Below are 26566 nucleotides of genomic sequence, written 5' to 3'. Positions count from 1 at the left end.
GCTGAGCCGCGCACATGCCCTCGTCCGAACGGAGGGTGAGGGGCGCCCGCGGCGACGGCGTGCCTCACCCCGCGCTCAGGGATACTCGGCGTCGTCCGTGGGCGGCGGTTCGATGGCGGCGGAGGCGAACCGGTCGTCGGCCGGGTTCTCCCGGTAGAGGAACAGCCCGGCGTCGGGGACGTGGACAGAGCCGGCGCGGTGGACGGTGTCCAGACCGAGCTCGCCGAGTAGCCACAGGACGTCGCCCGCGGTCTCGCCGAGCAGGTCGATGCCGTCGAGCTCGGCCCGTACGGTGGGGGAGCCCCCCCATCCGGGCGGGCGCATCACGTATATCTGGCCGATCCGCTCCACGCCGTCGCCGTGGCGAAGGGTGCAGATCGACAACTGGCCGCGGCCGATCCGTACGCTCCGGTGGTCCGCCCAGCCGCAGATGAACGACGCGTGCGGCCGACCGCCCAGGCGGTCCGCGACTCGCGTCAGCACGGACCAGGCATGCGTCGCGGAGGTCTCGAAGGGCAGGTCTGTGCCGCCGATGTCCGCGCCCCGGCCGGGCAGGAGACGCACGACGAACGGCGGGACGCGTCCGGGGAAGCGGCCGGGATCCGGTGGGACCAGCGTGACCGTGCCCTCCCACGGTCCGCTCTCGCCACCCGCCGACCGCCATTCGATGGACGCCTCCATCTGGAACAGGTCGAAGCAGCGGTCGGCGACGCGGAGGCCGAGGTACTCGCGCAGGTCCGCGGCGACCTGGGCGTTTGCCGCGTCCCACCATTCCGGGTCGTGACCGCGGCGGGTGGCGGGCGGCCATCGGCTCGCCGCCATGGCTCCGAGGTCCACGTGCTCGCCGGCGCCGGACCGGTCGGTGATCGTGTACTGCCAGCCGTCCGGTCCGCCTCGCAGGACGACGCGGACCGGGAGGCGATCGGCCCGGGCTGCCATTCGCCAAAGGTTACGCGCCGTCTCCGCGCCGGGTGCACGGGTCTTGGTGAATCCCTGCGTGCATGGATGACGAACGCCTTCTGTACCTACTAGTCTGTACGATCAGGCGATCCGAAGGACGGCTCATGTACGCGATGCAGTACGCGTTTCCCCTGCCCGCCGGCTACGACATGCCCGGTCTCCGCGACCGGATCGGTCTTGCCATGCACAGCCTCGACGACCGGGCCGGACTGGGTCTCAAGGCCTATCTCTTCCGGGAACGCGGGGCCGGTGGTTCGCCGGTCGACGAGTACGCCTGTTTCTACCTGTGGAACGACACCGCCTCGATGGCCGACTTCCTGGTCACCGGCAGCGGCCGGTTCCAGAACATCATCCGCTTCTTCGGCCGCCCCGCCGTCGACCACTGGACCGGCATCGCCACTGTCGCCGGTCCGGCCCGTGGCACCGCGCCGAAGGCCGCTTCACGCCGCCTCACCGTGGTCCCGCCGGCCATCGCCGCGGATGAGACCGGCCTCGACCTCGCCGCCCGCATCGAGCACGAGGTCGCCGAACTCCGCGCCCTTGCGAGCCGCGACGCAGTGCACACCGCCGCCCTCGGCCTCGATCCGCGAGACTGGCGGCTGGTCAGGTTCGTCCTGTGGCAGGACACCGTGCCCGCCGACGAGGACGCCACCGAGCGATACGAGGTGTTGCACATGTCCGCGCCCGGTCTGGCCGATCTGCCGGAGGGCTAGGGGGTGCCGCCCGGCGCCGGGGCCGGGGCCGGGCGGCGTGGTGTCATCGTGCCGCTCTCACGTATCGCGTGAGGACGGCGGCGCCGGTCTGCTCGGCCGATCGGCACTCCAGGTACGCGGGCGGGCCGCCGGCGGGAAAGAGCCGGTCGCCGGTGCCGAGGATCGTGGGGAAGGTCAGGAGCCGGTACTCGTCGATCAGGTCCTCGGCCATCAGCGCGCGTACGACGCCGAGGCTGCCGATGACGATCACGTCGCGCTGCTCGTGCTTGACGACGTCGACGAGGCCGCCGTCGATGACGCGCGAATTCGCCCACGCCGACGCGTCGCTCAGCGTACGGGAGGCGACCAGCTTCGGCACGGCGTTCATCCGCGCGGAGAACGGGTCGTCGCGATTCGGCCAGAGCCGGGAGAACAGCTGCCAGGTCGTACGCCCCAGCAGCATCACCCCTTCGTCCAGCGTGCTCCCGAGCCGGAACTTGTCCCCGGCGACCGTCTCGGGGCCGTGCCGGAAGGCCCAGCCGCCCGTCGGCGTGCCCCCGGACCCGTCCGGATCGGACACGATCCCGTCCAGGGTGATGAACTCGATGACGATGACGCTCACGATGGTGTCCCTTTCACTCGATGCTCGCCTGTACGTACCGGCGGGATCAGCGGGATTCATCGCGTCCGGCGAAAACCTCTAGCGAATCCCCTCGGCGGATGCCGGGACCGCGGTCACGAGGGCGGTGGCGGCCGGGTGCCAGGGCCGGTCGGCCGGACCGGTGAGGACCAGTCGCCGGGCGATCGGCGGATCCACCGGCACCATCACGAGGCGGGGGACGAGCATCGCGACCGTCAGTCCGGGCACGATCGTGACGCCGATGCCGGCGCGGACCATGGCCAGCAGGGTGCCCACGTCACGGATCCGGTGCGTCGGCCGGAACGGCACGCCCGCCCGGCGGTACAGCTCGCGGATGTGGCCCTCGCATCCGCCGCAGGACAGCAGGAAGGGGTCGTCTTCCAGGTCGGCGATGCCGATGGTCTTCTCCCCGGCGAGCGGGTGGTCGTCGCGCAGCAGGGCGTGGAAGGCGTCGTCGGCGAGAGTGACGCCGGGACCGGGCGGCGGGTCGACGAGGACGGCCAGGTCGACGGTGTCGCCGGTGAGCCAGTCGGCGACCTCGTCGTCCTCCCCTTCGAACAGCGCCACGTCGACGCGGGGCAGGTCGGCCTTCCACCGGGCCATCAGGTCGGGCAGCAGGCCCTGGCAGACGGTCGTGGGGGCCGCGAGCCGTACGGTCCCGGTGGGCAGGCCGTCCTGCTGGGCGGCGAGGTCGGCGATCGCGGTGGTGGCGGCGAGGGCGGCGCGGGCGTGGCCGAGGATCCGCTCTCCGAACGCGGTGGGGCGCGGGCGGCCGTGGCGTGTCAGGACGGCGCTGCCGAGGGCGCGTTCCAGCGACGCGACGGAGTGGGAGACCGCCGACTGGCTCACCCCGAGCCGGTCGGCGGCGGCCCCGAAACCGTCGTGGTCGAGCACGGCGACGAACGCCCGCAGCTGGCTGATGTTGAGGGTCATGAGTTCTTCTCATGGGTCTGGTGTGGTCACTTGTTGGACTCATCTTGCCTGCTGCACCGAGGATTCCGGTGACCGGTATCCGGATTTCGAACGGTGAGGTGGATGACGATGACGGAGCGGCCTGGGGAGACCGCGCGATGGGTGCCGGGTTTCGTGGTCCTGTCGGTCATCTGGGGGGCGAGCTTCGCGCTGATCAAGGTGGCGATCGAGGCCGGGGTCCCGCCGATGTGGGTGGCGTTCTGGCGGTGTCTGTTCGGCCTGGTGGCGTTGGGCGTGGTCTGCGCCGTTCGGCGGGAGGCACCGCCCCGGGACCGGCGGCTCTGGGCGCACGCGCTGGTGGTGGCCGCGCTGTTGAACGCCGTCCCGTTCGCGCTGTTCTCGTACGCGGAGACCCACGTGAGCTCGGTGGTGGCCGGCGTGGTCAACGGCGCGACGCCGTTGACCACGCTGCTGTTCGCCGTCGCCCTGATCCCCAGTGAGCGGCCGACGCTCCGGCGGTCACTTGGGCTGCTGACCGGGTTCGGCGGCGTGCTCCTGGTCCTGGGGGCCTGGCGGGGGCTCGGCGGCGCGACGGTCGGCAGCCTCGCCTGCCTCGGCGCGACCGTGTGCTACGGCGCCGGCTTCACCTACACCCGGCGCTTCTTCTCGGGCCGTACGGAGTCCGCCGCGGTGCTGTCGGCGGTGCAGATCCTGTGCGCGACCGCGGAACTGGCCGCGGTCACGCCGCTGTGGGCCGGCCCGCCCGCCTGGCCCGGGGCGGGCGCGGCCACGGCACTGGTGGTGCTCGGAGCGGTCGGCACCGGGCTGGCGTACATCCTCAACCTGGGCGTGATCCGGGCGGCCGGGCCGACGGTCGCGGCGACGGTCACCTACCTGACGCCGCTGTGGTCCACGCTCCTGGGCGCGGTGCTGCTGTCCGAGCCGCTGGGCTGGAACACCGTCACCGGCGGCCTGGTGATCCTGACCGGGGTGATCGTGGCCCGGTCGAGGCGGCGTCGGGATGTGGGTGTCAGCGCGCCGGGAAGCCCGGAACCTCGCGCGCCAGGTGTTCGAGTTCGCGGGTGAGGTCGTGGGGCGTCACGATGCCGACGAGCCGGTCGCCGTCGAAGACGAGGAGTCGCTCGCGGGTGAGCCGGGGCAGCAGTTCGGTGAGCGGCGTCTCGGGCGTCGTGCGCTCGGCGTCCTCGACGAGCGCGCCGACGGGCGTGTCGGGCGGCTCCTGGCGGATCCGCTCGGCGGTGACGACGCCGCGGACGACGCCCTCGTCGACCACCGGGTAGGCGGCGTGCCGGTGCCGGGGCAGCATCTCGCGCAGGAACTCCGCGACCGGCATCGCGCTCGGCACGGTGAACGGATCGGGAGTCATGATCCGGCGGATCGGAATGCCGTCGAGCCGCGCCCGGAGCCGGGCCTGCGCCGCCTCCAGCCCCGCCGCCGTGATCAGGAACCAGCCGACCAGCGTGAGCCAGAGGCCGTCCGCGGTCCACATGGAGAGGTAGAAGCCGGTCAGCATGGTCACCCAGCCGAAGGCGCGTCCGACCTGGGTCGTCTGCAGCGTCGCCTTCAGCCGGTCCCCGGACATCCGCCACAGCAGGGCGTGGACGAGCCGGCCGCCGTCCAGCGGCGCGGCGGGGATGACGTTGAAGGCCGCCAGCAGCGCGTTGATCACCGCGAGCCAGGTGACGCACCCGGCTACCAGGCCGTCGACCCCGGTGATCAGCAGGCCGGCGGAGACGATGCCGAATGCCGCCGCGAGCAGCAGGCTGACCAGCGGCCCCGAGCCGGCGATGCGCAGCTCGGCGGCCGGAGTGGGGGGCTCGCCCTCGTACCGCGCGACGCCGCCCAGCAGCCACAGGGTGATCCCCGTGACGGTCAGGCCGTTGCGCTGTGCGACGATCGCGTGCGCGAGTTCGTGGGCGAGCAGCGAGACGAGGAACGCCGTGGCGGTGAGCAGTCCGCCGAGCACGTACATCAGCGGATGCAGGCCCTTGTAGGTGTGGGGCAGTTGCTCGCCGGCCAGGCCGTACGTGATGAGCGCGAAGACCACCAGGACGGTCCAGTTGACGCCGACGCGCACGCCGCCGATCCGGCCGAGCCGGAGGGTGTCGTTCATAGCCGCCGCCTTGTTGTCGTCCCTGAAGAATGGATACCCGCCAAAGCACACCGAAGTCTCAGGCAGAATGCCCTCTCGTGGGTTCTTCCATCGCCAAGAGGAGCATCGTGGCACTCGCGGTCCTGGCCGTCACGGCCGGCTGCGGTGGTAACGACGATCCGTCCAGGCACCTGCGGTCGCGGGCGGCCGAATGCGGCCAGGTGTCGATGGCGCGTACGGACGCGGAGCGGCAGACCCGGGCGATGTGGATCGTGACGGTCGGCAACGGCGACTGGCCCGCCCGGCCGGGACTGCCGGCGTCGGTGCAGCAGGCGCAGTACCGCGCCCTGCTGGACATGGCCGTGCGGCAGAACCTCAACACCGTCTACGTGCAGGTCCGGCCGACCGCCGACGCCTTCTACCCGTCCCCGTACGAGCCGTGGTCCCGGTATCTCACCGGCAAGCAGGGGCGTGACCCCGGCTACGACCCGCTGAAGTTCCTGGTCGACGAGGCGCACAAGCGTGGGCTGGAGTTCCACGCCTGGTTCAACCCCTACCGCGTCAGCACCGGGCCGAGCCGTAAGGCGCTGGCCACCAACAACCCGGCACGGCAGCATCCGGACTGGGTGTACCGCTACGGCGACGCGCTGTGGTACGACCCGGGGCTGCCCGAGGTACGCGACCTGGTGAGCAAGGTCGTCCTGGACGTGGTGCGCAAGTACGACATCGACGGCGTCCACTTCGACGACTACTTCTATCCGTATCCGCTGCCGGGGGAGGAGTTCCCCGACAAGGCGACCTTCAAGAAGTACGGCGCCGGTTTCAAGAGCGTCGCGGACTGGCGCCGGCACAACGTCGACGCGCTCGTGCAGGGCCTGTCGGCCGGGATCCACCAGGCGAAGCCGTGGGTGAGGTTCGGCATCAGCCCGTTCGGAGTGTGGCGGAACAAGTCGGAGGACTCGAACGGCTCGGCGACCCACGCGCTGCAGAGCTACAACGACATCTACGCCGACACCCGTAAGTGGATCAAGAGCGGCTGGATCGACTATGTGGTGCCGCAGCTGTACTGGCCCATCGGGTACCCGCCCGCGGACTACCGGACGCTCGTCGCCTGGTGGTCCCGGCAGGTGGCGGGCACACGCGTGCAGCTGATCATCGGGCAGGCCGGCTACCAGGTCGGGCACGGCGGCCCGTGGAACGCCGCGGCGGAGATGTCCCGGCATCTGGCGCTCGACGCGAATCACCCCCAGGTCACCGGTGAGGCGATCTTCAGCGCGACCGATCTGCGGCAGGATCGGCGAGGGTTCGCCTCCCGGCTGGTTCGCGACCACTTCGCCCGCCCGGCGATCGCCCCCGCGAGCACGCGCGCCGCGGGCGAGCCGCCGTCGGCGCCCACGCGGCTGGAGGCCAAGGACCGTCGGCTGAACTGGAAGGGCTCCGGGGCCACGGCGTACGCCGTCTACCGCTCGCCGGCCAAGGGCCCGGCCTGTACGCCGCCGGACCCGCGCGAGCTCCTCACGGTCGTCTCTGGGCAGACGACCCAGATCACCGACCACACCGCGAAATCTGGACATGTCTACACGTACTACGTGACGGCCCTGGACGGGCGCCACCGGGAGAGCCCTCCGACTCGGGGCGCCCACATGACCACCGAAGGCGGCTGAGCTGGGATTTCGCCGCGACGCTTCCACATGTGGCCGTAAAAGGCGGGGCTCACTAGCCTTTTGAGGTTTCCCAGGCTTAACAAACAGGGGATGATTCCTGGAAATCGTGACCCCCTGGAGGTGTGGCGTGGCGCTCTCAATGGAGGAGGAGCGAATCCTCACCGAGATCGCATCTCAACTCGGCCAGGAAGACCCTCGCCTGGTCGACCGGTTGTCCAACTTCGGGCGCCTGCGCAGGCGGCGGCGCATCCGGGCCGCCGTGGCGATCGCGGTCGCCGTGCTCGTGATCGCCTCGTTGCTGGCCGCGGCCTTGGCCACCGTGCCGGTCTGAGGAACGACGAACGCCCCCGCGGAGGTCCTCCGCGGGGGCGTTCGCACGCCTGGGCCGGTGTGGTGGTCGCCTCTCGGCGAAAGGCACAACGCGGCTCCTGCTCCGACCGTAGGCCGGACGGTATTCCACGAAGGCGGTAGGTGCGGCCCGGGGACACATGCCACACCGGCCCCACCAGCCTAACCGATCCCAGCGGCCCGCTCATCCGGTGGTTCGGTCGTGTCGGCCGTGCCACTCTTCTGGCCCTGCCCGCCCGGTCATGTACTGATCTACAATGTAAAGGCGGCAGGATGAGAGCGATGGTCCGCAACCCGACGACCCTGACCGGTGTTCTACGAACGTGACCGAAACCGATATCCGCCTTCCGATCGTCACCGCGCTCGCGGAGGACCTCGACACCGGATTCGTCGCGCTGTTCGACGGCTACCGCAACGTCGTGTTCTCCGCCGCGCTGCGGCTCTGCGGTCGGTGGGCCGACGCGGAGGACCTCACGGCGGAGGCGTTCCTGCGCGCCTACCGCGCCCTGGCCGGTTATGAGCCGCAGCGCATCGCGACGCTGCAGCCGCGTCCCTGGCTCATGACGATCCTGGCGAATCTCTGGCGCAACACCGCGCGCTCGGCCGCCCGCCATCCGCCACCGGCACCGCTCGACGACGCGCCTGAGACCGTCGATCCCGGGGAGCCGACCGAGCGGGTCGCCGAGCGGTCCGAGACAGGCCGGGAGCTCGCCGCGCTGCTCGGCGAGCTCCCGGAGGAACAGCGGCTCGCGGTCGTGCTGCGGCACGTCGCGGACCTGCCGATCGCCGAGATCGCGTCGGTGCTCGGCGCTCCCGAAGGAACGGTCAAGTCCCACATCTCGCGGGGTCTGAAGCGACTCCGCCTGCTCTACCCGGGGAGGTACGATGAGCGCTCTTGAGCCCACCGATCCGCAGGGCCTCGACCGAAACGACCCACTGGTCGCCGGCCTGTCCGCACTGGCCGCCGACGCGCCGGCGGGACTGCTCGACCGGGTCGCGGCGCGCTGGGTGCGCGTCGACGCCGCGATCGGCGGCGTGTACGTCGCGATGACCGACCAGGGCATCGCCTACCTGCGCACCGGACAGGACGAGGAGGATTTCGTCGCCTCGTTCCGCGGCCGGTTCGCCCGGCCGCTGCTGCCGGGCGGCACCCCGCCTCCGGCACTGCGACGGGCGCTGGAGACCGGGCGTCCCACCGGCGTCCGCCTCGATCTGCGCGGGCTGCGGCCTTTCGAGGAGGCCGTGCTGCGCGCCGCCGCGGACATTCCCCGAGGGGAGATGCGGCCGTACGCCTGGATCGCCGAACGGATCGGCCGGCCCAAGGCCGTCCGGGCCGTCGGCACGGCGCTCGGCCACAACCCGGTGCCGCTGCTGATCCCGTGCCATCGGGTGATCCGTTCCGACGGGCGGATCGGCCAGTACGTCTTCGGCATCCCCGCCAAGGAGCGGCTGCTGCGCATGGAGGACGTCAACCTCGACGAGGTCGGCACGCTGGCGGCGAAGAAGATCCACTTCGTCGGCAGCGACACGACCGGGATCGTGTGCTTCCCCAGCTGCCGCGACGCGCGGCGGATCACCCCGGCGCACTGGCACGGGTTCCGTAGCCTGGCACAGGCCGAGAGCGCCGGCTACCGGCCCTGCCGGCACTGCCGACCGGGAGCCGACGTGTCCTGAGCGCCCGCGGCGCCGGCCGCGGGCAGTTCAGCCGGTTTTGAGCCTTCGTTCAGGAAGACCAGGTTGACTGATCCGGTCAGCCGTTGTCCCCGACCAGGGTTACTCGTTTTGAGCCTCCGCACCGACGCCGCCCGTACCCGCACCGAGCCTGTCCGCAGCGACCCTGCCGGCCCCGCGTCCGCCCGCCACGATCCAGCCCGCGCCGACCGCGACCCGTACTTCGACAACGCGAAGTTCCTCGCCGTCGTGCTCGTCGTCATCGGCCACGCCTGGGAGCCCCTCCGTGGGGCGAACGTCGGCGGTCGGCTGCTGGAGGCGGCGCAGACGTTCATCTACGCCTTCCACCTCCCCGCCTTCATCGTCATGTGCGGGTACTTCTCGCGCGGCTTCCCGGCCGCCCGCGGACGCACCCGCAAGCTCGTCGCCGCGATCGTGGTGCCCTACGTGCTGTTCAGCGTCGCGTACCCGCTGTGGGCCGGGATGCTGTCCGGCGGCCACGTCGGCTGGGATCCTCTTGAGCCGTACTACCTGACGTGGTTCCTGCCCGCTCTGCTGCTGTGGCGGCTGTCCACGCCGCTGTGGCAGCAGATCCGGTACCCCGTCGCGGTGGCGGCGGCGATCTCGATGCTCGCCGGGTTCGTCACCCTGCCGAGCATGCTCAACGCGGCGCAGGTCCTGTCGTTCCTGCCCTTCTTCGTGCTCGGGCTGACCCTGAGGCCGCACCATTTCGCGTTCCTGCACCGCCGGGCCGTCCGTGTCGCCGGCGTGGCCGTGCTCCTCCTCGGCGGCCTCACGGCCTACCTGCTCGCGCTCAACGTCGACCCCGAGTGGGTGCACTGGCGGCGCAGCTTCGGCCAGCTCGGCGTCGGTGCGTCGGCGGGCGTGGGGTTCCGGGTCGTCGCGATGGCCGCGGCCCTGACCCTGACCGTGGCGTTCCTGGCGGTCGTGCCCGCGCGGCGTATGTGGTTCACCCGGCTGGGCTCGGCGACGATGTACGCCTATCTGCTGCACGGCTTCGTCACGCTGTACCTGTCCTACCAGGACTGGTACTACGGCATCTCCGGGGAGCAGGTCGCGTTGGTGACCGTCGGGTGCGCTCTGCTGGCGGTCGTGCTGTCCGGCGGCACGGTGCGGCGGGGCTTCCGATGGGCGGTGGAGCCGCGCTTGGACTGGCTGTTCCGCACGGCCACCGCCCGGCGGCCGGCGGTGGACGGTCGGCCGGACTGAGGCCGAGCCGGGGCCGGGTCGCCCGTGACCGGCCGGGTTGAGGGCGGGCGGCAGGGAAATGATGAAGCGATGAACATCGATCTGTCGGGCCGCCGGGCCCTGGTCTCCGGGTCCAACCAGGGCATCGGCCTGGCCATCGCCACCGAGCTCGCCCGCGCCGGTGCCGCCGTCGTCGTGAACGGACGCGGGAAGGACAGGACCGAGCAGGCGGCCGCCATCATCACCGATCAGCTACCGGACGCGCAGGTGACCGCCGTGGCCGCCGACCTGTCGACCGCCGGCGGCACGGCCGAGTTGCACGAGCGGGTGCCCGAGGTGGACATCCTCGTGAACAACCTCGGCATCTTCGGCGCCAAGCCGGTGCTGGAGGTCGAGGACGAGGAGTGGCGGCGCTACTTCGACGTCAACGTCCTGTCGGCGGTCCGTCTGACGCGCACCTACCTTCCCGGCATGATGGACCGCGGCTGGGGACGGGTGATGAACATCGCGAGCGACTCGGCGGTGGTCATCCCGGTGGAGATGGTGCACTACGGCATGACCAAGACCGCGCTGCTGGCGGTCTCGCGGGGCTTCGCCAAGGCCGCGGCCGGTAGCGGCGTCACGGTCAACTCGGTCATCGTCGGCCCCACCCACACGCCGGGTGTCGAGACGTTCGTCGGTGAGCTCGTCGGCGAGGACCTGCCTTGGGACGAGGCCCAGCGCAGGTTCATGCGGGAATACCGCCCCGACTCCCTCATCCAGCGGCTGATCGAGCCGGCCGAGATCGGCGCCATCGTCGTCTACCTCGGCTCGGAGTACGCCTCGGCCACGACCGGCGGAGCCGTCCGCGCCGACGGCGGCTACGTCGACTCGATCCTGCCCTGAATACGACCGGCCGGGCGAAGGCGACCCCGGTCCGCCGGGAGGCAAGCCGAAGCGCGCCTCGCGGGCCGGTGGTCAGCGGACGACGATCGCCTGGCTGCTGATCGGCAGCCGATGCGCCGCTTCAGCAATGGTCGCCACCTGCTCGGGGGAGAAGCGGATGCGCTGGCGCCGGACCCAGCCGGGCAGCCGGTGCGGGCGGATGAGTGTGACGCCCTCCGCCTCGACGAGGCCCTTGACGAGATGACCGCCGTGGATGACGGCGACGGCCTCGACGACGACCTCGCCGCCGAGCCGGTCGGCCAGCATCGCGGCGGTGGCGTCGGCGCGTTCGCGGAGCGCGGCGGCCATCTTGGTGCCGGACCGTTCGTCGACGAACAGGGAGTCCTGGTAGGCGGCGATGTCCGTGTCCGGGGAGAGGGCCTGGTTGTCGATCAGCAGCACACCGGTCGGGCCGATCACCAGATGGTCGATCTGCCCGCGGCCTGGGATGTTCCTGCCTTGTAGGACGCGATATCCGCGCCAGTCGAGGGTGATGCGCAGGATGGCGGAGGTGCGGCGCTCGCCGCGCTGCCCCTTGCGCCAGACGCTGGACGCCATCCGTTGACGCAGGTAGTAGAGAGTGTCCGCCAGGGCGATCACCGCGGCGGCCACCAGCCCGAACCAGACGTCGACGAGGACCGTGCCGACCACCAGGCCGAGGGCGGCGAGCCCGCCGCGCACCTGGAGCCGCCGTCGCTTCCCCTGCGCCCAGAGTTGCTCGTGCACCGCCTGGGGCGACCCGCCGGTCAGCGCCGGGTTGTCCGGAACATAGATCGACCGACCGAACATCGCGCGACCCTTTCGCTCGTGGGAGTTTATTATCCCGTGATCTGGGCGGGCGAACTAGGTGGGTGACAACGTTCAACACAAAAGTAACAAATGAAAATTTCATGAAAGCGTGCGGGTGAGCTTGCATGCAACCTGCAGCTCAGGTCTCAGCTGCGCGAACGGGTGCCGAGGCGTCGATTTCGGTACGGTCCCGAACGCCCGTGGCAGACGATGAAGACGGAAGCCTATCGCCATTCTGCCCGGCGAATGCAGCGGTCCCGAGATCAGCGGTATATCGCCGTATCTGATGCGGCCGGTACGACGTCCGCCGCCGATTCGGCGGCCGCTCAGGGGCGAGCCGATCGCCCGATGACGCCCATTCCCTCCAGGCCGACGATCAGCAACTCCACCCCGACGGCCGCCAGCAGCAGCCCGAGAAGACGGCCGGCGACCTCGATCCAGGTGCGCGGCACTCGGTGCAGCACGTACGTCAGAGCCAGCATCGTCAGAAGGTTGCTCACGGCGACGGCCACATAGGCCAAGGCGACGAGCGCCGACCAGACCCATCCCTTATGGGTCACCGCGAGCACGATGATCGACGTCATCGCGAGCGGGCTGACGACGTAGGGGAGCAGCAGGGCCATGAAGCCGTCCGTCGGCGACCCGGCGGGCGTTTCGGTGTGACCGTCGAGGACGAGCCGCAGGGCGTACACGAAGAAGATCGCGCCGCCGGCGATCTCGACGTCCGCATGCCCGATGTGGAACAGGTGCAGCAACGGGTCGGCGGTCATGGCCACCACGACGCCGCACAGCATCGCGGTGACGGTGGTCCGTACGGCCAGGTGGCGCAGTGCGCGACGATCGCGACCTTCGGCGAGCCGGGCGAAGCTCAGGATGACCTTCGGGGGTCCGGCCACCGCGATGAGGACGGCGAAGACGTCCCAGAGGTCCAAGCGCCACATCCCGGCGTCATGCCTGGTCGGGGGCGTGCGCAAACCTTCAGGGCGGCCGCCGCGCCGCGCGGACCGGCAGCCCGCACCGACCGGCGGCCCGCACCGACCGGCAAGCCACGCGGACCGGCAGGCCGCTGCGGGCCATTACGGCGAAATCCGCTGGCCGGTCCGCGCGTCGACCGCCAGCCGTTCGGTGAGCGCTCGCGCCCACAGCGGTGCCGGGCCGTGCCCGCTCCTCGTCACGGCCGGGCGGCCGCGCGAGGACGGGTCACGCCTTCATCGTCACTCGCGGGCGTCCGGAACGGAAGACCCCGGCCCGCCTCGAGGCCGGCGGGTGTCCGCCCGCAACCTGGCGACCTCGGCTCGCGCGCTCTCGCGTCCCGCCTCGACGAAGGTCAGCAGGGAGTGCAGTTGAGCGTCGTCGAAGGTCGCCAGCAGCTCGTGGGTGCGGTCGGTCAGCCCGGCGTAGTAGTCGGCGATCCGTTTCAGGCCTTCCGGGGTCGGCTCGATGAGCACCTTGCGCCGGTCTCGGGGGTCGGGGCTCCGCCGTACGCAGCCGGCGGAGTCCAGCCGGTCGATCATGCGCGAGACCGACCCCGGTGTCAGGCCGACCCGCTCGGCGAGGACGGCGGCGGTGGTCGGCCCGCCCCGGTTGAGGGCGTGCAGGCAGTGGAGGTCGCTGGCCACGACGCCCATCCGCTCGGCGATCAGGTCGTTGAGCTGGACGATCGCGTCCACCCAGTCCGGCAGGGCGTGGACGATCCGTTCGGCCGGATCGGCGCCGTCCGTCCCGCTGCCGCGGTTCGGTTCCCGCTTGGTCATTTGAAAGCGACTCGATTCTTAGACTATGTTGCGCGACGCAATCATTGTGCGGCGCAACAGGTGTGCCGCGCACGCCCATGCTCTCATCCCACGAGGAGCCGGCCCATGCCGACCACGACCGCCCCCGTCCCGCCCCGGGTCACGCAGGGACGGACCCTGGCCCTGATCGCGCTTCTGCTCGCGGCGTTCATGGACCTCATCGACGTCACGATCCTCAACGTGGTGCTGCCCTCGATCGAGAAGGATCTCGGCGCGAGCCCGGCACAGCTCCAGTGGATGCTCAGCGGCTACAGCCTGGCCCTGGCGCTCGGCATGATCACCGGTGCCCGGCTCGGCGACATCCTCGGGCACAAGAAGGTCTTCCTCATCGGTGTGAGCGGATTCGCGGCGGCGTCGGCCCTGTGCGGCATGGCGCCCGGCCCGGACCTCCTCGTGGCGGCGCGGGTGCTCCAAGGCCTTGCCGCGGCGGTGATGATTCCGCAGGTCCTCTCGCAGATCCAGGTGATGTACGCGCCTCATGAACGGGGTGGCGCGATGGCGGCGTTCTCCGCGCTCTCCGGGCTGGCCGCGACAGTGGGGCCGATACTCGGGCCCGCGCTGCTCTCCTGGAACCTCGCAGGGCTGGGATGGCGCCTGGTGTTCTGGGTGAACGTGCCGGTGGGAGTTGTCACGGTCATCGCGTGCCTCAGGTCGCTGCCCGAGAGCCGTGCGCGTCACGCGGTGCGCATCGATGTCACCGGCGTCATCGTCTCGACCGTCGGACTGATGCTGGTGCTCTACCCGCTCATCGCAGCCTCCGGCCGGGGGGAGCGGCCGGTCTGGACGTATCCGTCGATCACGGCGGGCGTGCTCACGCTGGCGGGTTTCTGGGCACACCAGCGCCGTGTCGGCGCGCGCGGCGGAGATCCACTGATCCAGGTCTCCCTGTTCCGGTTCCGTTCGGTGTGCGGCGGCCTGCTCGTGCAGTTGCTCTTCTTCATACCGACCATGGGCTTCTTCCTGGTCGTCATGCAGTTCCTCCAGGTAGGGATCGGAGCCGGGCCCATGACGGCCGGGCTGACCATCCTGCCGTGGTCGGTCGCGGTCGCGGTCCTGGCCGGCGTCTCCGCGGCGGTGCTCCTGCCCAGGATCGGACGCGCCACGGTGCAGATCGGGCTCGTCCTGCTGGCGGCGGGATTCGCGGCGATCGCCGTCGTGGCCGGCGGGGCCACTGCCCATACCGGTTGGACCGATCTCATCTGGGGCGTCCTGATCGGTGGCGCCGGCATGGGAATGATCGTCGCGCCGCTGGCCCAGCTGACGCTGGGCGACGTGCCCGTCGGCGACGCGGGGTCGGGGTCCGCGCTGTTCAACACCGTGACCCAGTTGGCGGCGGCCGTGGGGGTGGCGATCATCGGCACCTTCTTCTTCGCCCGTGTCCGTGGGCTGAACGGCGTGAGTCCACGCGCCGTTCTCGCCGATCGCTTCGGCGACGCGCTGGCGGCCTCTCTCTGGCTGGCGACGGTGCTGCTGGCCATCGCGTTCGCCGCCACCTTCCTGCTGCCGCGCCGGCCGAGCGGCGTGGCTCCGAGCGGAGGTGCGTCGTCCGATGACTGATCCGGTGGGCGGAGCGGCTCGCGAGGCGGCGCGGCGCCCCCGCCACGCGCCCACGCGAGAGGCGGGTCGTCCTGGCGTCCTCCAGGCGACCTTCATCCCTGAAGAGAGCGCCATGGCGTGGTGGGGCGTGCGCGAGCCGACGGATCTGCTCGCGGAGACCGGACTGCCGCCCGGGAGGCCGGGGGTCTGCCGGTTCGCCGTACCGGTCACGGACGGTGCGGCCGAGGCGATCGCCCCGCGGGAGGTGCCCGTACGTCTCGCCGACCTCGATGGCGCGCTTCCGGCGCTGCGCGCACTCGATCGGCGGCACCGGGCCGAGACCGCTCTCGGTGCGTCCGTATGGGCGTGGCGGGAGGCGGCGCTGCTGGCCGGCGACGACCGGGGCGAGGATGAGCTCGGAGCGCTGGCCGCCCGCATGCCCACGGCGGCGCACTGCGTGCTGGACGCGGAGGGCACCGCGATCAGCTCGGCGGCGGCCCTGCTCCGAAGGTTCCGGCAGATGGTCCTCACCCACCGCGAGCTGGGTGCGGCGGCGGTGCGGGCGGACCTGCGGCCGTACCAGGTCACCGGCGTCTCGTGGCTCCGGACGCTCCCCGAGAACGGCGGGGGAGGGATCCTGGCGGACGAGATGGGGCTCGGCAAGACCCTGCAGGCCATCTGCCTGCTGGCGACCCGGCAGGGACCTCGGGCGACCGGCCCGCACCTGGTCGTCTGCCCGACCTCGGTCGTCGGCAACTGGGCGCGTGAACTGGCCCGTTTCGCGCCGGCGATCCCGGTCATCGGCCACCACGGTCCCGGGCGCGGACTGCCGGATCCGGTCCCGCCGGGCACCGTGATCATCACCAGCTACAGCGTCCTGCGCGCCGACGCCGCGACGCTGACGGAGATCTCCTGGGACGTCGCGGTGTTCGATGAGGCGCAGCAGATCAAGAATCCCGAGGCCCTCGCGACGAGGACCGCCGCCCGGATCCCGGCCGGGCTCCGTGTGGCGATGACCGGCACCCCGGTCGAGAACCGCCTCGACGAGCTGTGGTCGATCCTCAACGTGACCAACCCCGGGCTGCTGGGCGGCCGGGCGCGGTTCCGGCAGCGGTTCGGCGTGCCGATCGAACAGCGTCGCTCGGCGACGGCGGCCAAGAGGCTCGGCGCCCTGGTGGCGCCGTACGTCCTGCGGCGCACGAAGTCCGACGTCGCCGCCGATCTGCCGCCGAAACAGTTCGTCACGGTCGCCTGCTCGCTGACCGGGGAGCAGGCGCGCCTGTACCGGGACGCCGTGGACCGGGCGTTCACGGACGGCCTGGGAGCGGGGGCGGCACGCCGGGGTCGCGTGCTGGCCCTGCTCACCGCGCTCAAGCAGATCTGCAACCATCCGGCGCAGTTCCTCGGGGACGACGCCGAGCTGGCCGGCCGGTCCGGCAAACTCGACCGGGTCGCCGAGATGCTGTCGGAGATCGTCGAGGACGACGACCGTGCCCTGGTCTTCACCCAGTACCGGGTGATGGGCGAACTCCTGGCCCGTCACCTCGCCGACGTGCTCGGGACACCGGTTCCGTTCCTGCATGGTGGCCTCGACGTCCGGCGGCGCGACGCACTCGTCCACGCCTTCCAGTCCGACGACGACGCGCCGCCCGTCCTGCTGCTGAGCCTGCGGGCCGCCGGCTTCGGGGTGAACCTGACCCGGGCTGGGCACGTCGTCCACTACGACCGATGGTGGAACCCGGCGGTCGAGGACCAGGCCACCGACCGGGCCCACCGCATCGGCCGGCGCGGGCCGCTCACCGTGCACACGCTCGTCACCGGAGGCACTGTCGAGGAGCACATCGCCCGCCTGCACGACGCGAAGCGCGCGCTCGCCGGCGCCGTGTCCGGGGACGCCGCGGCGGCCCTGGCCGAGCTGCCCGACGAGCGCCTCCGGGCCGTGCTGGCGCTCGGCGAGGAGGGGGTGCTCTGATGCCCGCCGAGTTCGGCGCCACCCTGTGGGGAAGGGCCTGGCTGCGTACGGTCGAGCCGACGACGGTCTCCCGGCCGAACCCGCTGCTGCCGAAGGCCCGCAGCCTCGCGCGGAACGCCGCCGTCACCCTTCGTACGGCCGAGGCCGGCCGGCTCGACGCGGAGGTGAGCGCCCGTGGCGTCGTCCACCGCGTCGCGATCGAGTTCCCCTGCTGGAGCGACGAACTGAGCGTCGAGGTCACCGGTCTCGTGGCCGCCGTGGCTCCGGTGCCCGGGGACCTGCCCGACGGACTCGAAGCGGCGCTGACGAAGCGGGGCGCCGACATCGCGGCTCCCGCCGTTGAACGAGTCGCCGACTGCGGATGCGGGGCGGGCGACGGCCCGTGCGCGCACGTCCTGGCGGTCCTGTACGCGCTGGTCCAGCGCATCGACGAGACGCCCGCGCTCGCCGTCGAGTTGCGCTGCCGTGCGCGCTTCCAGGCGGCGGCCGATCCGGACTGGATTCCGTTGCGCGACGTCCCGGTCGAGGGTTTCTACGGCACCTGAGCCGACCGGCCGGAGCCGCTCTCCAGCGGAGTCTGAGCCGGTCGGTCGGCGCTGCCCTTCAGCCGGCGCTGCCCTCCAACGGGACCTGCGCAGCCCGGCCGGAGCTGCCCTCCAGGAGCACGCGGGCCACCAGCCGCGGGTCGTCGGCCATCGGGACGTGCCCGCACCCCTGCAGCCAGACGAACCGGGCGTGCGGCAGCGTCTGCTGGGCACGGACGGCCTGCCCGGTTCGCAGGAGACGGTCCCGGGTTCCCCAGGCGATCGTCACCGGGACGTCCGGGACCTTGCCGCGGAACGTCGACCGGCGGCCGGCGCGCAGGGTCGGTTCGAACCCGGTCGCGCCGCGCAGCGCGGCGGCGTCGGCCAGCAGCGTGTCGATCGCGATGAGGTCCGGCCGCCCGTAGATCATCCCGAACATCAGGGTGCGCATCCGCGGCGAGCGCGCCAGGCGGCGCACCGTCGTGGCGGGAACCGCGGCGCCGAGGCGGCACGCGCGCAGCACGAGCGCCGCGTACCGGAGCTCGAGCGGCGTGAAGAACCCGGCGGGGGACAGCGCGGTCACCGAGCGCGCGAGCCCACGATCGGCGGCCTCCAGCGCGAACAGCCCGCCGAGGGAGTTCCCCGCGACGTGCGGGCGGTCGAGGCCGAGCCGGTCGATGAACTCCCGCAGCACGGTGACCACGCTGTCGAGACCGTACGGGGTGCCGGGTGGGAGCGGCGGCGACGCGCCGAAGCCGGGCAGGTCCACCGCGATGACGTCGCGTTCCTTGGCGAGCAGGTCGATCACCGGCTCCCAGGCCTGCCAGCGGTGGCCGATGCCGTGCATGAGCAGCAGGGGCGGGCCGTCGCCCCGTCGTTCGAAGACGATGTCCACGCGCCGAGCGTAAGCCCGAAGTTACCGCTCGGTCACTATGACGACGCTCACTTCTCCCGAGGCGTTCAGCCGGACTCCGGGGACCAGGCGATCACGAGGTCCACCAGACCGGGGAAGCGGGCGTCCAGGTCCTCGACGCGGACGTGGCTGCGGCGTTCGAGGCCGTACTGGCGTTGCCTGATGACGCCGGCCTCGCGCAGCGCCTTGAAGTGGTGGGTGAGGGAGGACTTCGGCCGGTCCAGGCCGAACCAGCCGCAGGTGTGGTCGAACTCCTCGCGGTCGAGCAGGAGCTTGCGGACGATGCGCAACCGCAGCGGGTCGCTCAACGCGCCCAGCACCGTCTCCAGGCGCAGGTCGTCGACGGCCGGTTCGGGCAGCGGCGGTGGCGTGCCGGGCGGCTCCGGCATCACCGTCACGGCCGGCCTCGCCTGCGCGGTCACGGACATCGATGGTTCCCCCTTCGTCACGACCGCCTGTACGAGTTGAATCGTACAGCCTGCTAAGTTCGACTCTGGTCGTACAAGTACGACTTAACTCGTACTGACGCTCGGCGAGAGGAATCTCCATGACAAGGACCCATCCGGCACGCGTCGACGCGGCCCCCGCCCAGGGAGCGCCCGGGAGCCCTCCGACCTGGTGGGTGTGGCCGGCGGCGTGGCCGGTGACGGCGGTCTTCGTCCTGTCGAACGCGGCGACGCCGCTGTACGTCCTGTGGCAGCGCGACATCGGCTTCTCCAAGGGTACGCTGACGGTGATCTTCGCCTTCTACATCGTCGGCCTGCTCGGATCGCTGCTGGTCTCGGGCGTGCTGTCCGACCGCGTCGGGCGCAGGCCCGTCCTGCTGCCCGCGCTCGCCCTGGCGATGGCGGCGTGCCTGATCTTCGCGACCGCCTCGACGGTGGCCGCGCTGGTCGTGGCCCGGCTGTTCACCGGCATCGCGGTCGGCGCGGTCGTCTCCGCCGGGATGGCCGCGGTGACCGACGTGGCCGGACCGCACCGCAAGCGGCTCGCGGCACTGCTCGCCTCGACCGCGATGGTGTTCGGCGCGGGACTCGGGCCCTTCCTGGCGGGTGTGCTGTCCGAGACCCTGCCGGCACCGACCGTCACCGTCTTCGTCGTCGAGGCGGCCCTGCTCGCGACGGCGTTCCTCACGGTGCTGCGGATGCCGCTCCGCCGCCCAACGGCACCGGCGCCGGGCGCCCGCGCCTGGATACGCGTGCCCGGGGTGCCGCGAGGTGACCGTGTCCGGCTGATACTCGGCATCGCCGTGTTCGGCCCCGGCATCACCGCGACGTCCTTCGTGCTGTCCCTCGGCCCGTCGCTGCTCGGCGGGCTGCTGCACACCACCGACCGGGCGCTCGCCGGAGCCATGGCCTTCGGGATGTTCCTGGCCGCCACCGGGGTGCAGTTCGCGGTGCGGAGTCTGCGGAGGCCCACGATCCTGCTCCTCGGAGCGGTGAGCACGACCGCCGCGATGGCCGCTCTCGTCGCGGCGGTGCACACCTCATCGGTCCCACCGCTCATCGCCGCGGCCGTGCTCGCCGGGATGGGCCAGGGCGCGGGTCAGCTCGGCGGCCTGTCACTGCTCAACTCGAGTGTCCCGCCCCAGCGGCTGGCAGAGGCGAACGCGGCGCTCAACGTGGGCGGCTACGTCCCCGCGGGCGTCCTCCCCGTGGCGGCCGGCTACCTCAGCGACGCCGTCGGGCTGACCGCCGGCGCGACGATCTTCGGCGCCGTGCTCGCGGCCCTGGCGACCGCCGGAGGCCTCACCGTCCTCGCCGGCCGCCGCCGGATCCGGTGACCCGGCCACGCGCGTCAGGGCTCGAGCTCGGCGGCGACGCCCTGAAAGTCCTCGATGGACAGGGTCAGGGTGTTCTGGCCCTTGAACATGTGGGTCTCCTCACCCGCCTGACTGAGGTGGTGGTTGCAGGCCCGGTCGAGGTAGGCCTCGACGAGCCGGGCGTTGGTGAGCCGGCCGCGCCCGCGCAGCGTGGCCAGGTCTCGCCGGGCCACCTGCCAGGCCTCCGGCGCGAGCTTCAGGCGGCGTTCGCCGGCCAGCAGCGCCGCGAGGTGCACGCGAAGCCCGGGGTCGGACAGGTCGGGCAGCCGTACGGTGCGGAAATCGGTGATCAGCTCGGGGATGGCGTCGGTCAACTCGCGGAGCCGACCGGGTGCGCAGGTGGCCGCGAGGGCGGTCTCGCTGACGCCCTCGACCCGCGCCCGGTAGAGCGCGGAGGCGTACGCCGCCCCGCGGTCGTCGTCGAGGACGACCGTGTCCAGACCTTCGATGAGGAGCGTGTGGCCGCTGTACTCGGCGAGGCGCTCGCGGAGCCGCCGAGGGTCGATCTCGGCGAGCTCGTCGGCGAGCAGCGTGTGGACCTCGCCGCTGCCCACGCCGGCCTCGGCCAGTGCCCGGGCGATCATGCGCGTGAGGCGGCGCTGGCCGCAGGACAGCTCGCCGACCAGCAGCACCGACGGCCACGACGCGCTGGAGACCTCCTGCCCGCGGAGGCTGAGCGCCCAGCTGCCGCGCCGCCGCAGCTCCGTCAGCAGCCGCTCGACGTCGTCGAGTCCGGGCAGGAAGCTGATGCCGTACGCCTCCACCAGCCGGGGGCCGGGATCGGGCCGGTACGCCGCCGTGTCGGGCCACGGCGGCGGCGTCGACCCTCCGGCCGACTGATCACCGGGAGAGACGGAGGTGGGGGGTACCGGATCCGGTGTGACCGAAGTGGGCGGCGCGGCCGAGAAGGGAGCAGCGGGGTCGGGCGCGACCGAAGTGGGCGGTGCGGCCGAGAAGGGAGCCGTGGGCTCGGGCGCGACCGCGGTGGGCTCGGGGACCGGGCCCACGGGAGGAGAGGCCGGCGCGACCCCGAAACCGGGCGTCCCGGGATCGGAGGAAGGGCCGGACATCCCGGGATTCGAGGTCGGCGGGTTGGACGACGGACCGGAGGCCGAGGGGAGGGGCTCCGAGGAGGGCCAGGCCGTCGTCGCCGGCTGCGCCGGGGGAGGAGAGTCGGCCTTGCGCTGCTCGGCGAGGTGGGCGCGGGCGGCCTCGATGATCTCCCAGGGCGTGAGGGACTCACCGGGGCCCGGATCCGGCCCGGCGGCGATCGTCTTCATCAGCGCCGCCGGGACGGCGAGCCCGGGCCGGGGCGGCGCCACGCCCGCGAGCCGGCACGATGACAGCGCCGCCGCGTAGGACGCGGCCAGCAGACTCCGCAGGATCTGCGGGTCGGCGCCGGAGACCGCGCCGGGCAGCGTGCCGTCGACCGGCCACAGCTCCCGGAGCTGGTGCCCCGGCTGTCCGATCGTCTGCAGGGTGCGGACGCCTTCGGGGTCGAGCCAGGGCAGCACCGCGGCCGCCGTACCGGGGGCGGCGTCGAGGTCGGCGGCCAGCAGGGCGAAGGCGACGCGCCGGGCCTCCGCCGGCCCGGCCGCGGCGGCGGGCAGCGCGGCCGCCGCGGCGGCGAGGTCGTAGCAGGCGAGGCGGAAGTGGTCGCCCGGCGCCGTGTCGCGGAGCAGCGTCACCCGCAGCTCCGGCGGGCAGCGGCGCAGCCACTCCTGCACGATCGCCTGGTCGCCGAACCGCACGCCGGCGTGGTCGCTGGGGACCATCCGCAGGGCGGTGCCGGCCATCGCCGCGAGGGCGTCGGCTCGGGGCCGGAAGGCGGGCTCGCCGCGCAGGGCCTCGGCGGTCTCCCACAGGGCGCGCGCGACGTACGAGGCGCCCATGGGGTCGTTGGCCCGCAGCCGTTCGGTGTAGGCGCCGATGATCAATGCGAGCGGAGGCTCAAGGAACCAGCGCGGGCCGTGCGCGGCCGGCGACAGGTGACGGGCGTACAGCCCGACGAGGGGATGGTCGGTGTCGGAGGCGGGAGCGCCCGCGCACCACAGCACCGCGAAGAACGACGCCGCCACGGGACTGGGGGTGCCCGGCGCGAAGAGCGGATCCTGCATCGGGAACTGGGCGGGATTCGCGCCGGCCGCCGCGGCCACGGTCTGCTGGAGCCGGCCGAGCACGGCGGGGGCCGGCGCCGCGCCGAACAGGCCGTCGCCGGCCAGCGGCCCCGGGGTGAGGTCCGGGCCTGTCGTCAGCAGCGAGGGCGGCACCGGAGGCCGGCCGGCGCCCGGTGGGGCGGGCATGACCGACTGGCGCGCTGCGGGGTCGAACGGGGGCGGGCACAGGTGCCAGTTGCCGTCCAGTCCGCAGCGATACCAGCGGCCCCACGCCCCGAACAGCCACCACTCGCCGGCCCCGGCGAGCATCCGCGACGTGATCGCCTCGGCACGCGCAGGCGGCGGCGCGCCCATCCACCAGGGGGAGGAGGTCATGCCGCGCACGTCTGTCTCGATGGCCGCGAACGGGTCGTTCGGGGGTGCGGCCGGGGCCTGCCAAGTCACGATGCGCATCGTAGTGCGTCACATACGACACCTTTGCAGCGCGTAAGGAGCCTAATGTAGGTTGACTCCTGAAATGGGAGGGGGTGGGCGTGTGAACTCCGCGCGACTCAAGGCGTCCGGACTGGGCTTCGCGATCGTGTCGTCGATCGCCTTCGGCACGTCAGGGCCGTTCGGCAAGGCACTGATCAACGCCGGTTACTCGCCGATGCAGGCGTCGTGGACACGGGTCGCCGGCACCACGCTGATCCTTGTGCCCCTCGCCCTCCTGCTGCGCGGCCGTGCCGCCGGGCGCGCGGTCCGGAGCCGATGGCCGCTCCTCCTGTTGTACGGGCTGATGGGCGTGGCGGGCTGTCAGTCGCTCTACTTCGTCGCGGCGTCCCGGCTGCCGGTCGGCGTGGCCATCCTGCTGGAGTTCACCGGGCCCGTCCTCGTCGTCGGGTGGCTGCGGTTCGTCCGGCGGGCCCGTGTGCCCCGGACCGCCGCGGTCGGCGTCGTGATCGCCCTGGTCGGCCTCGCGTGCGTCGTGCAGGTCTGGTCCGGCCTGAGCATGGACCTGCTCGGGCTGTTCGCCGGGCTCGGCGCGGCGGCCTGCCAGGCCGCCTACTTCCTGATCATCGACCGGGTCGGGGACGAGGTCGATCCCCTCGTCATGACGGCCTCCGGTTCCGCCGTCGGCGCGGTGGTGCTGGCCGTGGTCGCGCCGCCGTCGGGGATCCCGTGGCACGTGCTCACCACCGGCGTGCCGTTCGGCGACCGGCTCGCCCCCGGCTGGTTCCTGGTCGCGTGGATCATCCTGGTCAGCACGGTCGTCGCGTACCTCGCCGGGGTCGCCGCCGTCCACCGCCTGTCGGCCCCGGTCGCGGGTGGCGTCGCCTACCTCGAGGCGGTGGCGGCGGGCCTGTTCGCCTGGATCACGCTCGGCGAGCGGCTGAGTCCCGCGCAGCTCGCCGGAGGGGCGATCGTGCTGGTCGGCGCGTTCGTCGCCCAGCGGTCGGTCGCCCCCGACGAGCCCGTCGTGGAGCACGTGCCCGCCCTGGAGGGCGCGGGCGTCAGGAGTGTTGACGCGTGAACGTGCGGGTGCCGACCGCCAGCGCGGCCACGGCGAACGCCGCCGAGACGCCGAGCCCGGCCGCCAGCGTCACCGACGCGTAGTGCCCGGCGAACGCCGCTCGCAGCCCCTCCACGCCGTACCGGAAGGGCGTCGCGCGCGACACCGCGTCGAGCCAGCCCGGCGCCGCCGACATCGGCAGCAGCGCCCCGGACAGCAGCAGCATCGGCACCACGACACTGCTGGACAGCGGCGCGAACAACTCCTGGCGTCGGAGCGTCAGCGCGAACGCGTACGAGAGCGCGGCCAGGCCGGCGGCCAGCGGGACGAGCAGCACCAGGCCGATCAGCAGCCCGGCGATGGGCACCCGGAAGCCGAACGCGACGCCGACCGCGATCACGATCACGGCCTGTCCGAGGAGGACGACCGTGTTGGTGAGCACCCGGCCCAGGAGCAGGGCCAGACGTGAGGCCGGCGTGACGCGGAGCCGTTCGAGGACGCCGAACCGCGCGTCGAAGACGATCCCGAACCCGGCCAGCCCCGCGCTGAGCAGGGAGAGCTGGATCAGCACGCCGGGCACGAAGATCTGCCAGCTGTCGTGTCCGAGATAGGTCCCCAGCAACGGTCCGAACAGAGCGAGGTTCAGGACGGGCTGCAGGACGCCGAAGACCATCCCGAACCACCCGCCCAGGGTGAGCCGCAGCTGGTGGCGGAAGATCAGCCAGATGTCACGCGGCACGAGCGGCCGCCTTTCGCTCGGTGAGGGCCAGGAAGACGTCGTCGAGGGTCGGGCGCGTGTGCTGGATCGACAGCGGCTCGACGCCGGCCGCGTCCAGGGCCCGCGTCAGCTCGATCAGGATGCGGTCGCCGGGCTCGACGGTCAGCCGCAGCGTCCGCCCGGTGGCGCGCACCTCCCGGACGTAGGCCAGGTCGGCGAGCGCGAGCCTGGCCCGCCCGGGGTCCCCGGCGATCTCGGTGGTCACGACGTCGCCGGCCAACCGGGCCTTCAGGTCGTCCGGTGAGCCCTCGTCGACGATGCGCCCCTGGTCGATGATGAGGATCCGGTCGCACAGCGCGTCGGCCTCGTCGAGGTAGTGCGTCGTCAGGAAGACCGTCGTGCCGTGCCGGTCGCGCAGCCGCCGGATGTGCTCCCACAGCGCGCTGCGGCTCTGCGGGTCGAGGCCGGTGGTCGGCTCGTCCAGGAACACCACCGCGGGCCGGTGGACGACGCCGAGCGCGATGTCCAGGCGGCGTTTCTGCCCTCCGGACATCGCTCCGATTCCCCGGTCGGCGAGGTCGAAGTCCGCGAGCAGATCGCGGGACCGGGTGGTCGCGTCCGGCACGCGGTAGAGCCGGGCCTGCAGCACCAGCTCCTGCAGGGCGGTGCACGCGGGATTGGTGCTGCCGCCCTGGGCGACATAGCCGATCCGGCGCCGTACGCCGGCCGGGTCGGCGATCAGGTCGTGCCCGGCCACGGTCGCGGTGCCGGCGGTGGGCCGCAGCAGCGTCGTGAGCATTCGCAGGGTCGTCGTCTTGCCCGCGCCGTTCGGCCCGAGGAAGCCCACGATCTCCCCGGGTCTGACGGCGAGGTCGACGCCACGTACGGCGTCGGCGCCGGAGAAGGACTTGGCGAGGCCGTGCGCCTCGATGACATGGTCCATGCCCGATAGAGTAACCACAAAATTGGAGCCACACCAAAATTTGTGCGACACCAGCGCGGATACGATGACGGACATGGCGGAGGAGCTCGGACTACGGGAGCGCAAGAAGCGCGAGACGCGGCAGCGCATCGCCGACGTCGCCATGGGGCTGTTCATGCTCCGCGGCTTCGACCGGACCACGGTCGCCGACATCGCCGAGGCCGCCGACGTGTCCGTCAACACGGTCTTCAACTACTTCAAGACCAAGGAGGACCTGTTCTTCGACCGCGAGGACGCCGCTGTTCAGAGCCTCGGCCGCGTCGTGGCCTCCCGGCGCGCAGGGGAGTCGGTCGTCGACGCGCTGCGCCGCGACTTCTGTGAGGCGCTGGACGAGCGGGACTGGCGTTACGGCATCGTCAACGGCGCCGACGACTTCTTCGAGATGGTCATCGAGAGCCCGTCGCTGCGGGCGCGGATGCGCGAGATGGGCGAGCTGCGGAAGGAGTACCTGGCTCAGGTCCTGGCGGAGGAGACCGACGCCGACCCCGACGACCCCACGCCGCGCGTCGTCGCCGCGCTGGTGGTCGCGCTGACGCACGCGATCTCCATGGAGTACCTCCAGCGGCTCCGAGCCGGCGAGAGCCACGCGGCGATCCTCCCGGCGGTGCGGACCGCCGTCGATCGGGGCTTCGAGCTGCTGCGATCCGGCATCGGCGACTACCCCGCCTGACCTGGTGCGCCGGCGCGGATGGCGGCCCGGTCGGCGACCGCCGCGTCCACCGGCTCGCGGCTGACGAACAGCCCGGCTCCACCGCCGCCCGTACGACTCTACGAG

General features: G+C 72.2%; 26 protein-coding genes. 14 read left to right on the top strand and 12 right to left on the bottom strand.

Annotated elements, in window-relative coordinates:
* Positions 1-75 precede the first annotated feature (75 nt).
* Positions 76-939: a hypothetical protein gene (locus tag AB0I04_RS21190; RefSeq protein WP_360886833.1), complete on the bottom strand. Its 864-nt coding sequence runs from the start codon at positions 937-939 to the stop codon at positions 76-78.
* A 125-nt stretch (positions 940-1064) separates the two neighbouring features.
* Here AB0I04_RS21190 and AB0I04_RS21185 point away from each other — a divergent pair, with 125 nt between their 5' ends.
* Positions 1065-1673, top strand: coding sequence for a DUF4865 family protein (locus AB0I04_RS21185; protein WP_360886831.1), 609 nt, complete (start codon positions 1065-1067; stop codon positions 1671-1673).
* Between the two features lie 43 nt (positions 1674-1716).
* Here the strand turns inward: AB0I04_RS21185 and AB0I04_RS21180 are convergent, their stop codons facing one another.
* A complete protein-coding gene (locus tag AB0I04_RS21180; RefSeq protein ID WP_360886829.1) occupies positions 1717-2274 on the bottom strand; it encodes a dihydrofolate reductase family protein in 558 nt (185 codons plus the stop codon).
* 78 nt (positions 2275-2352) lie between these two features.
* Positions 2353-3225 carry a LysR family transcriptional regulator gene (locus AB0I04_RS21175; protein WP_360886827.1) on the bottom strand — a complete coding sequence of 291 codons (873 nt, stop codon included), beginning with the start codon at positions 3223-3225 and terminating at the stop codon, positions 2353-2355.
* A gap of 108 nt (positions 3226-3333) precedes the next feature.
* On the opposite strand from AB0I04_RS21175, the gene AB0I04_RS21170 reads away from it, so the two are divergent.
* Positions 3334-4290: a DMT family transporter gene (locus AB0I04_RS21170; RefSeq protein ID WP_360886825.1), complete on the top strand. Its 957-nt coding sequence runs from the start codon at positions 3334-3336 to the stop codon at positions 4288-4290.
* On the opposite strand, the gene AB0I04_RS21165 is transcribed toward AB0I04_RS21170, so the two are convergent.
* Entirely contained in the window at positions 4235-5338 is a 1104-nt protein-coding gene (locus AB0I04_RS21165; protein ID WP_360886823.1) for a site-2 protease family protein, read from the bottom strand. The two genes, AB0I04_RS21170 and AB0I04_RS21165, sit on opposite strands and share 56 nt — an antisense overlap.
* Positions 5339-5415: 77 nt before the next feature.
* Here AB0I04_RS21165 and AB0I04_RS21160 point away from each other — a divergent pair, with 77 nt between their 5' ends.
* The 6 genes from AB0I04_RS21160 to AB0I04_RS21135 all read left to right on the top strand — a co-directional run bounded on the left by AB0I04_RS21160 (position 5416) and on the right by AB0I04_RS21135 (position 11094).
* Positions 5416-6981 carry a family 10 glycosylhydrolase gene (locus AB0I04_RS21160; RefSeq protein WP_360886822.1) on the top strand — a complete coding sequence of 522 codons (1566 nt, stop codon included), beginning with the start codon at positions 5416-5418 and terminating at the stop codon, positions 6979-6981.
* Between the two features lie 127 nt (positions 6982-7108).
* Complete coding sequence (locus tag AB0I04_RS21155) at positions 7109-7312, top strand: DUF3040 domain-containing protein (protein ID WP_360886820.1); 204 nt, start codon at positions 7109-7111, stop codon at positions 7310-7312.
* A gap of 340 nt (positions 7313-7652) precedes the next feature.
* Positions 7653-8228 (top strand): RNA polymerase sigma factor, encoded by a 576-nt coding sequence (locus AB0I04_RS21150; RefSeq protein ID WP_360886818.1) that lies wholly within the window; start codon positions 7653-7655, stop codon positions 8226-8228.
* Positions 8215-9003, top strand: coding sequence for a methylated-DNA--[protein]-cysteine S-methyltransferase (locus tag AB0I04_RS21145; protein WP_360886816.1), 789 nt, complete (start codon positions 8215-8217; stop codon positions 9001-9003). Before AB0I04_RS21150 ends, AB0I04_RS21145 begins: the two co-directional genes overlap by 14 nt.
* A 108-nt stretch (positions 9004-9111) precedes the next feature.
* Positions 9112-10230: an acyltransferase family protein gene (locus AB0I04_RS21140; protein WP_360886814.1), complete on the top strand. Its 1119-nt coding sequence runs from the start codon at positions 9112-9114 to the stop codon at positions 10228-10230.
* Between the two features lie 69 nt (positions 10231-10299).
* A complete protein-coding gene (locus AB0I04_RS21135) occupies positions 10300-11094 on the top strand; it encodes an SDR family oxidoreductase (protein ID WP_360886811.1) in 795 nt (264 codons plus the stop codon).
* 72 nt (positions 11095-11166) lie between these two features.
* Here the strand turns inward: AB0I04_RS21135 and AB0I04_RS21130 are convergent, their stop codons facing one another.
* From AB0I04_RS21130 to AB0I04_RS21120, 3 genes are all read right to left on the bottom strand, one after another.
* Entirely contained in the window at positions 11167-11922 is a 756-nt protein-coding gene (locus AB0I04_RS21130; protein ID WP_360886809.1) for a nuclease-related domain-containing protein, read from the bottom strand.
* A gap of 326 nt (positions 11923-12248) precedes the next feature.
* Positions 12249-12863: a MarC family protein gene (locus tag AB0I04_RS21125; protein WP_360886807.1), complete on the bottom strand. Its 615-nt coding sequence runs from the start codon at positions 12861-12863 to the stop codon at positions 12249-12251.
* A gap of 273 nt (positions 12864-13136) precedes the next feature.
* Positions 13137-13676, bottom strand: coding sequence for a MarR family transcriptional regulator (locus tag AB0I04_RS21120; protein ID WP_360886805.1), 540 nt, complete (start codon positions 13674-13676; stop codon positions 13137-13139).
* Positions 13677-13781: 105 nt separating this feature from the next.
* On the opposite strand from AB0I04_RS21120, the gene AB0I04_RS21115 reads away from it, so the two are divergent.
* From AB0I04_RS21115 to AB0I04_RS21105, 3 genes are read left to right on the top strand one after another with little or no spacing between them, the layout of a single operon-like run.
* Positions 13782-15272 (top strand): MFS transporter, encoded by a 1491-nt coding sequence (locus AB0I04_RS21115; protein ID WP_360886803.1) that lies wholly within the window; start codon positions 13782-13784, stop codon positions 15270-15272.
* Entirely contained in the window at positions 15265-17223 is a 1959-nt protein-coding gene (locus AB0I04_RS21110) for a DEAD/DEAH box helicase (protein ID WP_360886801.1), read from the top strand. The genes AB0I04_RS21115 and AB0I04_RS21110 overlap by 8 nt, the downstream gene beginning before the upstream one ends.
* Positions 17223-17768: an SWIM zinc finger family protein gene (locus AB0I04_RS21105; RefSeq protein ID WP_360886799.1), complete on the top strand. Its 546-nt coding sequence runs from the start codon at positions 17223-17225 to the stop codon at positions 17766-17768. The genes AB0I04_RS21110 and AB0I04_RS21105 overlap by 1 nt, the downstream gene beginning before the upstream one ends.
* Before the next feature lie 58 nt (positions 17769-17826).
* Here the strand turns inward: AB0I04_RS21105 and AB0I04_RS21100 are convergent, their stop codons facing one another.
* Complete coding sequence (locus tag AB0I04_RS21100; protein WP_360886797.1) at positions 17827-18642, bottom strand: alpha/beta hydrolase; 816 nt, start codon at positions 18640-18642, stop codon at positions 17827-17829.
* Between the two features lie 65 nt (positions 18643-18707).
* On the bottom strand, positions 18708-19049 hold the full coding sequence (locus AB0I04_RS21095; RefSeq protein ID WP_360886969.1) for a helix-turn-helix domain-containing protein: 342 nt from the start codon (positions 19047-19049) through the stop codon (positions 18708-18710).
* Between the two features lie 158 nt (positions 19050-19207).
* On the opposite strand from AB0I04_RS21095, the gene AB0I04_RS21090 reads away from it, so the two are divergent.
* A complete protein-coding gene (locus AB0I04_RS21090) occupies positions 19208-20443 on the top strand; it encodes an MFS transporter (RefSeq protein WP_360886795.1) in 1236 nt (411 codons plus the stop codon).
* A 14-nt stretch (positions 20444-20457) separates the two neighbouring features.
* Here AB0I04_RS21090 and AB0I04_RS21085 read toward each other — a convergent pair whose 3' ends face one another.
* Positions 20458-23043 carry a hypothetical protein gene (locus AB0I04_RS21085; RefSeq protein ID WP_360886792.1) on the bottom strand — a complete coding sequence of 862 codons (2586 nt, stop codon included), beginning with the start codon at positions 23041-23043 and terminating at the stop codon, positions 20458-20460.
* Positions 23044-23134: 91 nt separating this feature from the next.
* Between AB0I04_RS21085 and AB0I04_RS21080 the strand changes: the two genes are divergently transcribed.
* Positions 23135-24112, top strand: coding sequence for a DMT family transporter (locus AB0I04_RS21080; protein WP_360886790.1), 978 nt, complete (start codon positions 23135-23137; stop codon positions 24110-24112).
* Here the strand turns inward: AB0I04_RS21080 and AB0I04_RS21075 are convergent.
* Positions 24093-24830, bottom strand: coding sequence for an ABC transporter permease (locus AB0I04_RS21075; protein WP_360886788.1), 738 nt, complete (start codon positions 24828-24830; stop codon positions 24093-24095). The genes AB0I04_RS21080 and AB0I04_RS21075 overlap by 20 nt on opposite strands.
* Positions 24820-25752: an ATP-binding cassette domain-containing protein gene (locus tag AB0I04_RS21070; RefSeq protein ID WP_360886785.1), complete on the bottom strand. Its 933-nt coding sequence runs from the start codon at positions 25750-25752 to the stop codon at positions 24820-24822. The genes AB0I04_RS21075 and AB0I04_RS21070 overlap by 11 nt, the downstream gene beginning before the upstream one ends.
* Positions 25753-25825: 73 nt before the next feature.
* Here AB0I04_RS21070 and AB0I04_RS21065 point away from each other — a divergent pair, with 73 nt between their 5' ends.
* Positions 25826-26461, top strand: coding sequence for a TetR/AcrR family transcriptional regulator (locus AB0I04_RS21065; RefSeq protein ID WP_360886783.1), 636 nt, complete (start codon positions 25826-25828; stop codon positions 26459-26461).
* The last annotated feature ends 105 nt before the right edge of the window (positions 26462-26566 follow it).

It is taken from the genome of Actinoallomurus sp. NPDC050550 (assembly GCF_040655075.1).
Classification (GTDB): Bacteria; Actinomycetota; Actinomycetes; order Streptosporangiales; family Streptosporangiaceae; genus Actinoallomurus.
The sequence above is the reverse complement of the archived record's forward strand: the minus strand, read 5'-3'. Positions and strand labels throughout refer to the sequence as shown.

Coding starts and splice junctions, on each gene's coding strand:
- AB0I04_RS21190 (WP_360886833.1), bottom strand. CDS start 939: ATGGCAGCCCGGGCCGATCGCCTCCCGGTCCGCGTCGTCCTGCGAGGC.
- AB0I04_RS21185 (WP_360886831.1), top strand. CDS start 1,065: ATGTACGCGATGCAGTACGCGTTTCCCCTGCCCGCCGGCTACGACATG.
- AB0I04_RS21175 (WP_360886827.1), bottom strand. CDS start 3,225: ATGACCCTCAACATCAGCCAGCTGCGGGCGTTCGTCGCCGTGCTCGAC.
- AB0I04_RS21170 (WP_360886825.1), top strand. CDS start 3,334: ATGACGGAGCGGCCTGGGGAGACCGCGCGATGGGTGCCGGGTTTCGTG.
- AB0I04_RS21165 (WP_360886823.1), bottom strand. CDS start 5,338: ATGAACGACACCCTCCGGCTCGGCCGGATCGGCGGCGTGCGCGTCGGC.
- AB0I04_RS21145 (WP_360886816.1), top strand. CDS start 8,215: ATGAGCGCTCTTGAGCCCACCGATCCGCAGGGCCTCGACCGAAACGAC.
- AB0I04_RS21135 (WP_360886811.1), top strand. CDS start 10,300: ATGAACATCGATCTGTCGGGCCGCCGGGCCCTGGTCTCCGGGTCCAAC.
- AB0I04_RS21130 (WP_360886809.1), bottom strand. CDS start 11,922: ATGTTCGGTCGGTCGATCTATGTTCCGGACAACCCGGCGCTGACCGGC.
- AB0I04_RS21125 (WP_360886807.1), bottom strand. CDS start 12,863: ATGTGGCGCTTGGACCTCTGGGACGTCTTCGCCGTCCTCATCGCGGTG.
- AB0I04_RS21120 (WP_360886805.1), bottom strand. CDS start 13,676: ATGACCAAGCGGGAACCGAACCGCGGCAGCGGGACGGACGGCGCCGAT.
- AB0I04_RS21115 (WP_360886803.1), top strand. CDS start 13,782: ATGCCGACCACGACCGCCCCCGTCCCGCCCCGGGTCACGCAGGGACGG.
- AB0I04_RS21110 (WP_360886801.1), top strand. CDS start 15,265: ATGACTGATCCGGTGGGCGGAGCGGCTCGCGAGGCGGCGCGGCGCCCC.
- AB0I04_RS21105 (WP_360886799.1), top strand. CDS start 17,223: ATGCCCGCCGAGTTCGGCGCCACCCTGTGGGGAAGGGCCTGGCTGCGT.
- AB0I04_RS21095 (WP_360886969.1), bottom strand. CDS start 19,049: ATGCCGGAGCCGCCCGGCACGCCACCGCCGCTGCCCGAACCGGCCGTC.
- AB0I04_RS21090 (WP_360886795.1), top strand. CDS start 19,208: ATGACAAGGACCCATCCGGCACGCGTCGACGCGGCCCCCGCCCAGGGA.
- AB0I04_RS21070 (WP_360886785.1), bottom strand. CDS start 25,752: ATGGACCATGTCATCGAGGCGCACGGCCTCGCCAAGTCCTTCTCCGGC.
- AB0I04_RS21065 (WP_360886783.1), top strand. CDS start 25,826: ATGGCGGAGGAGCTCGGACTACGGGAGCGCAAGAAGCGCGAGACGCGG.